The sequence below is a fragment of the Limnospira sp. PMC 289.06 genome (genome assembly GCF_032350395.1).
Lineage (GTDB): Bacteria > Cyanobacteriota > Cyanobacteriia > Cyanobacteriales > Microcoleaceae > Limnospira > Limnospira platensis.
On the sequence record NZ_JARPLC010000020.1, the window covers coordinates 29,748 to 43,885 of the forward strand.

Annotated in this window: 7 protein-coding genes; 4 read left to right on the plus strand and 3 right to left on the minus strand. The window is 45.2% G+C overall.

What is annotated here, in order from left to right; genetic code table 11:
* The first annotated feature begins 5,583 nt into the window (after positions 1 to 5,583).
* Together P5674_RS06915 and P5674_RS06920 are read left to right on the plus strand one after the other, a co-directional pair.
* The gene (locus P5674_RS06915; protein WP_043468916.1) at positions 5,584 to 6,981 is read left to right on the plus strand and encodes a DEAD/DEAH box helicase; all 1,398 of its coding nucleotides are present in this window, start codon (positions 5,584 to 5,586) and stop codon (positions 6,979 to 6,981) included.
* 106 nt (positions 6,982 to 7,087) lie between these two features.
* Entirely contained in the window at positions 7,088 to 7,870 is a 783-nt protein-coding gene (locus tag P5674_RS06920) for a hypothetical protein (RefSeq protein ID WP_014274572.1), read from the plus strand.
* Between the two features lie 70 nt (positions 7,871 to 7,940).
* On the opposite strand, the gene crtB is transcribed toward P5674_RS06920, so the two are convergent.
* Positions 7,941 to 8,870, minus strand: a complete 930-nt coding sequence (gene crtB, locus P5674_RS06925; RefSeq protein ID WP_014274571.1) for a 15-cis-phytoene synthase CrtB — start codon at positions 8,868 to 8,870, stop codon at positions 7,941 to 7,943.
* A gap of 99 nt (positions 8,871 to 8,969) precedes the next feature.
* Positions 8,970 to 10,346, minus strand: a complete 1,377-nt coding sequence (gene pds, locus P5674_RS06930) for a 15-cis-phytoene desaturase (protein WP_014274570.1) — start codon at positions 10,344 to 10,346, stop codon at positions 8,970 to 8,972.
* 172 nt (positions 10,347 to 10,518) lie between these two features.
* On the opposite strand from pds, the gene dnaK reads away from it, so the two are divergent.
* Positions 10,519 to 12,537 (plus strand): molecular chaperone DnaK, encoded by a 2,019-nt coding sequence (gene dnaK, locus P5674_RS06935; RefSeq protein ID WP_014274569.1) that lies wholly within the window; start codon positions 10,519 to 10,521, stop codon positions 12,535 to 12,537.
* A gap of 131 nt (positions 12,538 to 12,668) precedes the next feature.
* Positions 12,669 to 13,670 carry a DnaJ C-terminal domain-containing protein gene (locus tag P5674_RS06940; RefSeq protein ID WP_152088347.1) on the plus strand — a complete coding sequence of 334 codons (1,002 nt, stop codon included), beginning with the start codon at positions 12,669 to 12,671 and terminating at the stop codon, positions 13,668 to 13,670.
* Here P5674_RS06940 and thiS read toward each other — a convergent pair.
* Positions 13,667 to 13,882: a sulfur carrier protein ThiS gene (gene thiS / locus P5674_RS06945; RefSeq protein ID WP_043468056.1), complete on the minus strand. Its 216-nt coding sequence runs from the start codon at positions 13,880 to 13,882 to the stop codon at positions 13,667 to 13,669. The two genes, P5674_RS06940 and thiS, sit on opposite strands and share 4 nt — an antisense overlap.
* Between the last annotated feature and the right edge of the window lie 256 nt (positions 13,883 to 14,138).

Consider the following 14,138-nt stretch of genomic DNA (forward strand, 5'->3'; position numbering starts at 1 on the left):
AGAAGACAAAAAGGAGGATAAAGAGGCAGAAAATAAAGATGCGAAAGAGGGAGATAGTGAAGAGAAAAAACAGCAGTCTAAAAATAAGAAAAAAAGGATTAATAAAAAGAGTAAAAATACATCTGATACAAATAATCATCAACTACAAGATGATGAGGTGACAGAGGAGACGATAGTTCAACAGAAGAAAGAAGATAATTCCCAAGGAAAAAATGAGGGGAAAAAGGAGGAAAAAGAGGAGGAGAAAGAGGAGAAAGAGGAGAAAGAGGAGAAAGAGGAGAAAGCTAAAGAGGAAAAAGAGAATTTAGAAAAAGACAAAAAAGGTGTCAGTGACAAATGGGCAAAAGAAATAGAGAGTAAGAAAAAGGAGGGGGGAGATTTTTCGGAAGCTGAGAAGACCCAGAAAAACACAGACAAACAAGCAGATAAAACGAAAGAATTGCTGGACGCTGAGGATGAAGAAGCAGCGAAAAGTAAAGGTGAAAATTTAGAAAAAGAGTCGGATAAAACGACTGAATCAGAACAGGGAAAAGCAACTAAAGAAGAAAGCCAAGAAGAAGCGACTAAAAAGAAAGATTTAGAAGAGGCGAAAAAAATCAAAGCACAAGGGGATGCTAAAGCTGCTGAAGCGGAGGCAGAAGGGGAAGAGAAACCGGAGGGAGAGGCGGAAGAACAACAGAAAGAAAATAGTCCGGAAGATGGCTTTTTAGAGTCGGTGGGAACTCAGGAAGGATTAAAGGATCCGGGTGTTGTGGAAGCGCCGGATTTGAGTGGTAAACCTGCGCCGCGATCGCCTAATGCTGATCCGGCATTTCAAGCGGCAGTGACACAAACGGAACATCTAGCAGCGGAACAGAGTAGCCACAAACCAGCCCAGGACAAAGCGAGAGAGGCGCAAGATGCCTCGGTAGATACTGAGCAGCAAATGCGAGAAGCCGAAGCGTCGCAGTCGGAAGAGGCTTCGCATAAAGAAGTACAAGAGTTTAATAAGGAGGAATTTATCAGTAATCTTCTGGCTATTTTAGAGCAAAATAAGCCGGACAGTCAGAAAGATGTGGAAGGTGGAAAGGGGGCATCTGAAGCTACGGAAGATATCCTGGAAGAGGTTGAACACAGTAAGGACGATTCAGGGGGTGAACTGGAAGAGTCGGCGACACGGGAGCCGGCACCGGAACTGGAGGAGCCTAAGATTTCAATTCCTACGCCAGATCCGATGGAAGAAACGGGAGAAGCGCCGATTCCAGAGGCGATAGATGCGGAGGCGACTGTTCCGAAATCTCAGTCAGAAGAGGATGTTGAAAAGCCTTTAGAGGAAACGCAGGAGGCGCTAGGTGAATTAATTCCCCAGAAGCTACAGAAAAAGTTAATTGTTGGCGCAGCGGGTGATCAATACGAACAGGAAGCGGATCGCATGGCGGAAGTGGTGATGAAGATGCCAGAGGGGGCAACTGAATCGCCAGAAGAGGAGGAGATAGAAGGGGAAACTGAGGGGGTTTCGGTGAATACTGGGATGGTGCAATCCCAAAGGATGATTCAACGGAAAGAAGAGGGATTTACGGCAGAAAAACCGACTCAAGAAGGGAAGGTAGTTCTTGATGAAAATCGGTTGGAATTGTATGAGTCGGAAGCGGGAATAAATGTTTCGGGTGCGGTGGAAAAAGCTGAAGATAATGTTGCGGAAACGGGGAAAAAATTTAGGGAAGAAGAAGAGGGGGTTCAGGAAGAAACTCTTGATGTGCAAGCTGGGTCGGTTCTTGACTCTCAAGAACAAATGTTTGAGGGGCGATCGCAGGAATTTATTAATGTTGCTAATACGCAAGCGGAAGCGCAACATAAGGATGAAGGTGAACGGGCGAGAGTTACCCAAGAAATTCAGGCAATTTACGACACAACTCAAGTGAATGTTAATGGCATCCTGGAACGGATGGATGCTAGGGTTAATGCTGAATTTGAAGCGACAAATAAGAAAGCGAGGCTGGCATTTGAACTAAAACAACACGAATTATTTCAAAAGTGGAAACATGATTATTATTATAACAGGAACCCGCTGTGGTTTCCCTGGATAGAGATTAAAACGGGTTGGGCTTATGTGAGAGTTCGCTTTTATCTGAAAAGATTTTTTAATAGCCCGCTGTGGGCGATCAATAAACTTTTTACGGACCTCCCGGACGAAGTGAATAGTATTTATGGGGTGGCTCGGGAAGTATTTATTGAGGAACAGAAAGCGGGGATATATAGGATTGCGGATATTGTTGAAGAAGAATTGACGAATGCGAAAAATGCGGTGCAAGAAGGACGCGATCGCGTGAAGGATTATGTGGCTAATTTGCCGGACAGTTTGAAAGAAGTTGGCACGGAAGCAGCGGGGAATGTGCAGGCGCAATTTGATAGTTTGGAAAGCAATATTAGTGAGCGACAAAATAAACTGGTTGATGATTTAACTAAGAAATATGAAGCGAGTGTTAAGGAAATTGATAAGCGTATTCAAGAGTTAAAAGACCAAAATAAAAGTTTAATTTCTAGAGCCCTGGCTTTTCTTGCGAAGCTGGCGGCGTGGATTCTGCGGCAGGTTTTACGACTTGTGGAGCCAGTCATTAAGATGATTCCGGGGGTGGGAAATCGAGCGGGGGATTTTTTGGATGCGTTTGTTGACGACCCCAGGGGGATTATGGATGCTCTATTTAGTGGGGTTGGTGAGGGATTTAAAAACTTTGGTAAAAATATTGTACCTCACCTGAAAAATGCTTTGTTTGATTGGCTATTGGGAATGGATATGCCGATCAAGTTTCCCGATAAGTTTGATTTGCGGGGAATTCTGGATATTATCCTGCAAGTTTTGGGTTTGAGTAAAGATTATATTTTGGAACTGGCATCTGGGGAGTTACCAGATTGGGCGAGCGATATTTTAACGACTCTGATTGAAAAGGGCCCGGGGGCGTTAAAAGAGTATTTGGAATCGATACCGGAGGATTTACCGGCTTTGGCGTTGAGCTTTTTTAAGGCGATCGTGGAGTTCCCTAGTAAAGGGGTGATGGTGTTGTGGGACTTCATTAAATCCGGTTTATCGACGATGAAAGAGCTGTTCATGAGTAGCATCATGTTTGAGGTGGTGATTCCTCAAATTGTGATAGCGGGGATTCAATGGGTTTTGAGTTTGACTAACCCTGCTTCTGGAGTGATTAAAATTGCTAAAGCTATTGTTAATCTGCTGATATTTTTTATCAATAATATGGACATGATTAGGGAGGTCTTAGAAGCACTAGGTGAGGTTATGGATGCGATTATATCTAAAATAGTGAGCCAAATTTCTCGAGCTGTGGAACAGGCATTGGCGGACATTCTGCCGTTGGTTTTGGGGATGTTAGCTAGTGTTTTGGGTTTAGGAGGTATTCCTAATAAGATTCAGAAAGTTATTACTAAATTAAAATCTCCGGTTGATAAGGTGGTGGGGGGTGTTTTTTCGTCGGTCGGCACGGTTTTGAGTCTGCTGGATCCGACATCTTTTATGATGGGTGCTTTTGAGGATAAAGTATCTAATAAGAAAAAATCAAAGAATAAAAAACAGAAAAAATCTAATAAAAATAAGTCAAAAAAACGGAAAACTAAAAAAAGTAAAACCAAAGCCAAGAAAAAGGATAAGAAGAAACGGAAAAAAAATAAGGATAAACGCCAAAAGTCGAAAGCTAAGAAAAAGGATAAGAAGAAACGGAAAAAAAATAAGGATAAACGGAAAAAGTCGAAAGCTAAGAAAAAGGATAAGAAGAAACGGAAAAAAAATAAGGGCAAAAAGAAGAAACCTTCCCAAGTCCTGAAGAAAGTGGCGAAAAAATTAAAAAGGCAAATCAAGAAAAACCCGAAAGCTCGTCGGGTTAAAAAGGTGCTGAAAAAATTTAAGAAGAAATATAAACTTAAATCCCTGAAAATGAAAAAGAATAAAAAGACTAAAAAAGGGAGGAAATACCTGATTGTTGGTGTTGCCAAAAAACCTAAAAATAAAAATGGTAAAGTACAGAAAAAAGAGGCATCTGTAAATGTTGAAAATCCGACAATAACGCAGGGAATGGAAAGGGCTTTAGAAGAACAGCAAAACGAAGGAGAATCTCTATCTACTGGGGTTCGGGAACCGATGGAAGCTGCTTTTGGGTTGAATTTTGGGCGAGTTCGCATTCACCGGGATACTGAAAGCGATCGCCTGAGTCGTTCTTTGAATGCTAAAGCCTTTACGACAGGAAGAAATATTTTCTTCCGTCAAGATACTTATGCTCCCCATAGTGATGAGGGCAAAAAACTCCTAGCCCATGAACTGACTCATGTGGTGCAACAGTCGGGAGAAAAGCCTGATATTCAACGTTTATTTGCATCGGATACCTACAGTCGAGAAGTGATTCCGGTGGTTGAGATGAGTCCGACGAAAATTCCGATAATTCAGGCGAAGAAAGACAAGAAGAAAAAGGTCAAAATTAAATCTAAGGTGAAAAAGACTAAGTTGAAAATGACTGTAATTATTACGGAGAAAGACAAGAAGAAGAAGAAGAAGAAGAGCCAGAAAAAGCCGAAAAATATAGATAATCCGGAAGTGATGGAAGAAGTGAAATTGTCGCCGACATTGATCAGTAATGTAGTGGAGGCGATCAAGGCGATTATCAATCATAATCCTGAAAGAACAGCGGTGAGCAATAAACTGGAAGAGGTGCGAGTTAAATTTGCTCTGGAAGTGGTGAAACTTGTGCGGGCTGTGACTATTGGGAATAGCTTTGCTTACATTGTTAATATTCGGGGTAAGGGTAAATATTTGGATGCCCAAAAAATGCAGGGGTTTCTGAAGCGACTGGCTCGCCAGGCGGGTAAACCTTATAATGTTGGTATGGAGCCAAATGCGGGTATGAAACCTAAGTCGTCAATGACCGATCGCACTATGTCTAGTAGTGTATCTGGGACTTCTAGTAGACAAAGGAGGCGATCGCCAGTTATCCCCACCCCGACTCAATCGAAGCAACTCAACGGTCAACAACAACCAAAGCTGGACATTATCACCAAGGTCAGGCCAATCAACGCCAACAGTATCGAAGTGATAGTTAGGGCTAACCCAAAGGCGCAAAATGAATCACAACCAGTCAGCAAACCCCCCAATTCCTAATGTGTTACGGAGTCCTCAGTCCCTAGTCCTCGGTTCCTAGTCTTTAGTATCGAGGGTCTTTTCTGATATTTCCCAGAAAAAATTTTATTGGGCTTCAAATCAGGCAAAAGCCTTATACAGCAATAGATACAGCGATGGTAAATCTCGGTAAATTGCCAGGGGAGATAAATTTTAAGGAATTTAAGGTTATGTTTCTGTTTGTTAAGCGCTATGCTATAGAACAGATGGTCTCAAAAAATCAAATTTGCTGGACAACCTCTGGGTTGTTAACCAGGGTAAATTTGGGAACATTAGGAGACCTTACCTACATGCTATGGTTCCTAGATGCCCATAACAAGGCTTAACGCCGGACTAAAACTCATTTTAGTGATTAGAGTCAAGACATATCTGTGTTGGAGTTGGGCAGCCAAAGGAACCGGGCGAAAAACAATCATATTGGAGATTTGATGAGTCAATCCTTTGAAAGCTTAGGTATTTCCGAACAACGCGCTCGCCATTTAGAAACACTGGGTTTCACAGAACCCACCCCAGTTCAAATCCAAGCCATACCCGAAATGCTATCCGGTCGGGATGTTGTGGGTATGGCACAGACAGGAACTGGTAAGACTGCTGCCTTTTCGCTGCCCATTCTCGAACAGATTGACGTTCATGCCGCTGGTATTCAAGCGTTGGTTTTGACTCCCACCCGGGAACTGGCGATGCAGGTGAAGGAAGCTATTCGCACTTTTAGTGATGATAATGCCCTGTATGTGCTGACAGTTTATGGTGGTCAATCAATTGATCGACAAATTCAGCGACTGCGACGGGGGGTTCAGGTTGTCGTGGGAACCCCAGGGCGTATCCTAGACCTACTGAACCGAGGTGAACTGAAACTTGATTTACTGCGTTGGTTAGTGTTGGATGAAGCAGACGAAATGCTGAGTATGGGCTTTATCCAAGATGTGGAAAAAATCTTGGAGTCGGCCGACTCTGAACATCGTCAGACGGCGTTCTTCTCAGCAACGATGGACGCTTCCATCTCGAAGTTGGTGCGACGACACCTGAAGTCCCCTGTGACTGTGAAGGTGGAAACTCCCAAGGCTACGCCTAAACGGATCGAACAGTCTGTTTATATGGTTCCTCGTGGATGGTCTAAAGCTCGCGCCCTAGAACCGATTTTAGAACTCGAAGATCCAGAATCGGCGATTATTTTTGTGCGAACTAAACAATCTGCGGCTGATTTAACTAATCAATTGCAGGCGGCAGGTCATAGTGTTGACGAGTATCATGGTAATCTCAATCAGTCTCAACGGGAGCGACTGTTGATGCGTCTGCGCCGCCGTCAAGTGCGCTGGATTGTAGCTACTGATATCGCAGCGCGAGGTCTGGATGTGGATCACCTCACCCATGTGATCAACTATGATCTTCCTGATCAAGTTGATAGTTATGTTCACCGCATTGGGCGTACAGGTCGCGCGGGTCGGGAAGGAAAGGCAATTACTCTTATTCAGCCTATCGATCGCCGTAAGTTGCGAAATATTGAACGTCACCTGCGCCAAACTTTGAGCATTCAGTCAATCCCCAAACGGGCAGAAATTGAGGCGCGTTACATTGACCGACTGAAAGACCGGGTGCGGGATGCTTTGGCTGGGGAACGTATGGCTTCTTTCTTGCCTATTGTCTCTCAATTAAGCGAGGAGTATGATCCCCATGCGATCGCCGCTGCGGCTTTGCAACTTGCTTATGATCAAACTCGTCCGGCTAGTATCGGAAGGGATGATTACGAAGATGATGACGATGCCGTTTCCAACAAACCTAAGCTAATTAAACGCCGCCGCCCAGCTTCTGTTTCCAATAACAGTTAGATGGCTGATTTACCGGATAGGCTTTAATTAATGTGGAGATGCGATCGCCTGGTCGCGTCTCACTCTATTTTTAGGGCAAATATTGAGGGTTAATTAGGTTAATGGCATGAAAAAAGGTGCATTTTCTGCGGGTGAAATATGGCGGCGCTGGGCAACTTTACTGTCTATTATCGCGGCTTTTGGGGTTAATATATGGACTAATATTGCCCCGATTAATGGTTTAACTGTCGGGGATATTTCCAATAATTTTTTTGTTAATACTAAGATAATTCCGGCTAACTATGCCTTCTCTATTTGGGGATTAATCTACTTAGGTTTATTCGGCTTGGCTATTTATCAGCTACTCCCTAGCCAACGAGATAACCCACGTTTAGCCGAGATGGGTTATGGTTTAGTGTGGGCAAGTATAGCTCAAATTATCTGGATATTCTTGTTTTTATATAGGTTATTTCCCCAGTCGATTTTGGCGATGGTGGTAATTTTATTATCGCTGATATATTCCTATGTAAAATTAGATGTAGGTCGGCGGCGGGTTCCCAAGGGGGAATCTTGGTTAATTAATATTCCCCTGAGTATATATTTAAGTTGGATTAGTGTAGCGACGGTGGTGAATGTAGCGATCGCCTTAAATTGGATTAACTGGAATGGTTGGGGTATGGCTCCCCAAGTCTGGACAGCGATCATGATAATTGTAGCGGCCACTATTGCGATTATTATGAGAGTTCGCCACCAGGAAACCGCCTATCTATTGGTAACAATTTGGGCTTTAATAGCGATCGCGATCGGTCAAAATAATGAACCATTAATTGTGACGACTGCCTTAATGTCATCCCTGGTAATTTCCCTATTTTCTCTAGGTTCAATCAATGCAATCGTAGACAATGGATAATGGAAATTCATCATCCTGGCGATTGTATAACTACCTCCATTATCCATCAATTGAGAATTTGGGAAGAAGGTCACAAAACCCTAGCCCTTAACTGAGCCAGAGGAAGACACATCATTTTTTTCCAGGTAGGGACATAGGCGCGTTGGTTAAAGACATCGTATTCGTTGCGCTCAATTTCATCTAAAATTTGTCGATAGAGCATTAAGGCGGTCCAAACAGGCCAGCGGATGTCAGGATGAAGGGCGGCGATGCCTTCCTCAGCGAGGGTATAGAATTTTCTAGCCCGCTGTATTTGAAAGCGCATCAACTCACGCCAGCGTTCATCTACTTTCCCATTCAATAAATCCGCTTCGGTATAGTTAAACAGAGCCAGGTCATCGAGAGGCAAATAAATCCGACCTCGCCGAGCATCTTCCCCCACATCTCGGAGAATATTAGTAAGCTGGTTAGCAATACCCAGAGCGATCGCCTCTTCTTTAGGATAATAAATAGACTGGTCACGATTCCAGGGAACACTCAGATCCGGTTCAGCAGTACCCATAACCGCCAAAGACATCAGTCCCACCGTCCCAGCGACCCGATAGCAATATAAATTCAACTCATCAAAGGTATTGTAGCGATTCCGGGACAGATCCATACGTTGACCTGCGATCATATCTCGGAAGGGTTGAATATCCAGGGGGAAGCGACCGAGGGTATCGACCAAAGCCACATCAACCGGCTCAATAGGATGTCCAGCGAAAATCGATTCTAGTTGTTCTTCCCAGTGGTCGAGAGTTTCCAGAGTAGTAGAACTTGCCATGGGACCATCTACCAATTCATCGGTACGGCGACACCAAACATAAATAGCCCAAATAGCCTGACGCTTGGCCAGTGGCATCAATTGAGTACCCAAGTAGAACGTCTTAGCATACTGTGCGGTAATTTGGCGACAGAGTTCATAGGAATCTGACCGGGTTGCCGGAGTTCTCATGCAGGGGGATTTAGAGAGTTGCAGCATTCGTTTTTTTTTCAGGCCTGAGCTATCAGCCATAGGCGTTTGCAGTTAGCAAAACATCATCAGGGAAATACCCTCGAGACGTTTCAGAGATTAGGGGACTTAGCTAGTCCTCAAGTCTTGTTGAATAGCCTGTGCTGTCAGCTTACCAGAAAGCACAGCACCTTCCATACTAGCGAGATAGCGTTGCATGGTGTAATCCCCACTCAGATAAAAATTAGGGATAGGTGTTTTTTGACTTGGGCGACAAGCCTGACGGCCAGGGGTAGCTTTATAAACTGATCGCGGCGTTTTCACCACATGATACTTGAGCAACTTAGCCGGTGATGGGAAGTGTTGAGGAAACAACTTTTCCAACTCCGCCATAGTTGCAGCTACAATATCGGCATCTGACTTACCAATCCAATCAGCAGCGGGAGCCAAAACCAACTCTAACATTGAGCGATCGGGGTTAGCATATTCCTTACAAGTATTGCTCATGTCTGCATAGACACTAAGCAAAGGTGATCGGGAAAACAGTAGGTGATCAATATCAGTCAACTTGCGATCGAACCACAAATGAACATTAATCACGGGAACCCCTTCCAAACCCTCAAGTTGCTTAAAATAATCAAGCTCCTGCCAAGGTTTAGGCAACATCAGCTTGAGGGGGTCAACAGGCATAGCCGACACATAAACATCAGCGGTTAGCACTTCTTCCGGCGCACCATTTCGGGCCGGAATCACGAATCCCTCAACATGGCCTGACTCATTGACCAAAAACTCCTGAATCGGAGCATTTAATCGCACCTGTCCGCCTCGTTCCGTAATATAGTCTACCAGAGGCTGACACAATCTTTCCGTTGGCGATCCATCAAGAAAGGCCATTTTCGAGCCATTTTTCTCTTGGAGGAAGCGGTTAAGAGCGGTTAGAATGACAGTGGAGGATATTTCTTCTGGCCCAATAAAATTGAGAGCCTTAGACATAGCAATAAACACCTCAGTTTCCACCCTTGGGGGAACATTTTGTTGTTTGAGCCATTCCGAGAAGGAATATTTATCCATCTGTTCGACATAATTCTGGCCTTGAATCATGGCGGGAATTAGTCCCAAGCCAAACTTAATTTTTTCAGGCCAGGTCAGCATATCATTATTGCGAAGAATAGCGACTATGCCATTAACGGGGGCTGGAATATCGGGAAAATCGAACCGAGAGTAAGTCCCCGGCTGATCTGGTTGGTTAAAGATCATGGTGTGTTCTTTCCACTGCAACCGATCCTCAATGTCCAACTCCTTGAACAATTGGAGCATATTAGGATAGGCCCCAAAAAAGATATGCAGTCCCGTTTCGTACCAATCCCCGTCCTCATCTTTCCAAGCGGCCACTTTGCCACCGAGAACATCTCGTCTTTCCAAGACAATGGGGGTATAACCCATATCGGTTAGGTATTTGGCACAACTCAGGCCAGCCAAACCCGCCCCAGCGATCGCAACTCGCATTGACAACCCTTTCAATAACTTGCTTATATTTCGTTCTCATTATAGGTTACATCTCGTAACATTCTCTCGATAAAATTAGAATCTCCCCCCATTTAGGGCGACAACGATGGGAAGCGATAAAATTAGAAAAGATCTACTAGCCACACCAACAAGACAAGGAGAACACCAACGAATGGGTAGAGTAGTCGGCATTGACCTGGGAACAACCAACTCTGTTGTAGCGGTCATGGAGGGCGGTAAACCCGTCGTGATTGCCAATTCTGAGGGGATGCGGACAACACCCTCTGTCGTTGGCTTTACCAAAGAGGGAGAAAGGATTGTCGGACAAATGGCTAGGCGGCAGGCTGTTTTAAATCCTCAGAATACGTTTTATAATGTGAAGCGATTAATTGGGTCGAGATATGCGGACCTAACCCCGGCCTCAAAACGGGTCCCGTATACTATGCGTCGAGACGACAATGGTAATATCCGCCTCAAATGTCCTCGACTGAAGCGAGATTTCGCACCGGAAGAGATTTCGTCTATGGTATTGCGGAAATTAGCCGAGGAGGCGACTAGATATCTGGGGGAGGAGGTGACTGGGGCGGTAATTACTGTGCCGGCCTATTTTAATGATTCTCAGAGACAGGCGACCCGAGACGCTGGGAAAATTGCCGGATTAGAGGTAAAACGGATTCTCAATGAGCCGACGGCGGCTTCCCTAGCCTATGGACTACAAAAGCAGGATTTTGGGACTATTCTGGTATTTGACCTAGGGGGGGGAACTTTTGATGTGTCGGTGTTAGAAGTGGGAGATGGGGTATTTGAGGTTAAGTCCACTAGCGGGGATACCCAACTGGGGGGGAATGATTTTGACCAGAAAATTGTCGATTGGTTAGCTGAGAAGTTTCTGGAAGAACAGGGAATGGATCTCCGACGCGATCGCCAAGCCCTTCAGCGCCTGACAGAAGCAGCGGAAAAGGCTAAAATTGAACTATCTGGGGTGGGGGTAACGGATATTAATTTACCCTTTATTGCGGCGGATGCTGACGGACCGAAACACCTGGAAACTAGACTCTCTCGGGGAGAGTTTGAGGGATTATGTGCTGATCTGATTCAACGGTTGCGCCGTCCGGTTAAACAGGCTTTGGTTGATGCCCAAATTTCACCTAGCCAGATCGATGAGGTGGTATTGGTAGGGGGTGCAAGCCGGATGCCCATTGTTAAGCAGTTGGTGCGTAGCCTAATTGACCTTGAGCCTAATCAGGGGGTTAATCCTGATGAGGTGGTGGCTGTGGGGGCTGCTATTCAGGCGGGCATTTTGGGGGGTGAAGTGCGGGATATCCTGCTATTGGATGTTACCCCCCTATCGGTGGGATTGGAAACTATTGGGGGGGTGATGAAAAAACTCATACCCCGCAATACTACTATCCCGGTGAGGCGATCGGATATTTTCTCGACTTCGGAGAATAATCAAACCTTGGTGGAAATTCATATCCTCCAGGGAGAAAGGGAGTTAGCTAAGGATAATAAGTCTCTGGGACGGTTTAAGCTGACGGGTATTCCACCAGCGCCTAGGGGTGTGCCTCAAGTACAGGTGGCTTTTGATGTTGATGCTAATGGTATCCTCCTGGTGACGGCTTTGGATAAAACCACTGGTCGCGAACAAAGCATTACTATTCAGGGTGCTTCTACTCTGTCTCAGGAGGAAGTTAATCAGATGATTCGGGAAGCCGAAGAGTTTGCAGACCAGGACCGGCTGCTACGGGAAAGGGTAGAAAAACGCAATCGCGCCCAGGCTTTGACTTATCAGGCGGAAAGACAGTTAAGGGAGGTAGCCCTAGATTATGGGATGCAGTTTGCTCAACGTCAACGGGGCCGTATTGAGACTTTAATTAGGGCGCTGCGCGATAGTCTGGAAAGAAATGACGATCGCGGTATTGATCAAATTGGGGCGGATCTGCAAGATGCGCTATATGATTTGACTCGCGAGGTGTCTGTTTTTGCGGTTGATGATGATGATGATGATCTGTTTGGATCGATTCGTCGGACTTTTGGAGGTGGCGATCGCCGTATCCGTGACCCCTATAATATGCCTCCGGCTACTGGCTATTCCCGTTACGATAACATGGGAACGGGAACTGGTCGCCCTGGTCAAAAATATTATCCCCAAAGTAATGATTGGGATGATGATGATGACGATTGGCTCTAATGGTGGGCTGTTTACGGTAATAGGGGAGGCTGTGGCGTGGGGTTCTCTCACCAGGCTTCCCCCGGTTTTGGTGGTTCGCTGCTCCCTTTTCTGAGATGCTGTTACTGCTCAGTTTATATTGTGATTCAATTATGCAAAATTTTCGGAATTATTATCAGATTTTAGGGGTTTCGAGAGATGCTTCTATTGATGAGATTAAAAAGGTCTATCGCCGTTTGGCTAGACAATATCATCCTGACTTGAATCCGGGGGATAAGGAAGCAGAAGAGAAGTTTAAGGATATTGGTGAGGCTTATCATATTCTCTCGGATATCGAAAAGCGATCGCAGTATGATGAGTACAGCAAGTTTTGGAAACAAAAGGGGTTTGCAAGTCCGAAAAAATCCCCGGTGAGTGGCTTTAAAACCTGGGGAGGTCGGGTGGCTCGTGGTCGCACCCAAACTCAAACTTCTGAGGTGGATTTTGAGCAATATGCGGATTTTAATAGTTTTATTGATCAACTGATTGGACGGCGGCGGGAAGTGCGGACTGTCACTAATGATACACCCCGTGTGACTTCTTCTGACCCTTATACATCCCCTAATAGTAGGGTAATCCACCGGGTTCCGGTTCGGGAAAATCGACGCAATATTGAGGCGAGGTTGACTTTACCTCTGGAAAAGGCTTACACTGGAGGACCCGAAAGGATCCGCCTGGAAGATGGGCGATCGCTTGAGGTGAATATGCCGCCGGGAATGTTTACTGGTCAACGTATTCGCCTGAAAAATTTGGGCATTCAAGGGGGGGATTTATTCCTGAAAATTACCGTAAAACCTCACGAGTTTTTTAGGCTGGAAGAGTCTAATATTATTTGTGAGGTTCCGGTAACTCCCAGCGAGGCTACCCTAGGGGGAGAAATAGAAGTTCCGACTCTTGATGGTTGGGTGAAAATTAAACTCCCAGCGGGGGTGGTTTCGGGTCAATGTCTGAGACTGGCTAATAAAGGCTATCCTAACGAAAATGGCGATCGGGGTGATCAGTTGGTGGAAATTCAAATTGTCGCACCTAAACAGATCACCTCCGAGGAGAGGGAATTATACGAGAAACTCCGGGAAATGGAAACTTTTAATCCCCGTGAGGATCTCCCGGTTTAGCCACCACCAACAATGGTGACAATTTCTAGGATATCACCTGTTCCCATGGTGGTGGTTTCCCAAAATTGTCGGTGGAGAATTTCGCCATTATACTCGACGGCTACCAAACGGGGATTTAACCCCAAATCTGCTAAAAATTTAGGTAAGCTGGTGTCTGGGGCGCAAGTTTGCGCTTCTCCGTTAACTTTTAGGGTGATAGTGCGATCGCTCATATTTCCCCATGCCAATATTATCAATTACCAATTCTAGCCCGGTTTCTCCCCTAATAATTAATAATTATCGGCGGTGGGGCGGGTTTATTAATATCCTGGTGGGGATGGATAATTGACGGCGGAACCCGCCCCCACAATTAAATAATTATCGGTGGTGGGGTGGGTTTATTAATATCCTGGTGGGGATGGATAATTGACGGTGGAACCCGCCCCCACAATTAAATAATTATCGGCGGTGGGGCGGGTTTATTAATAT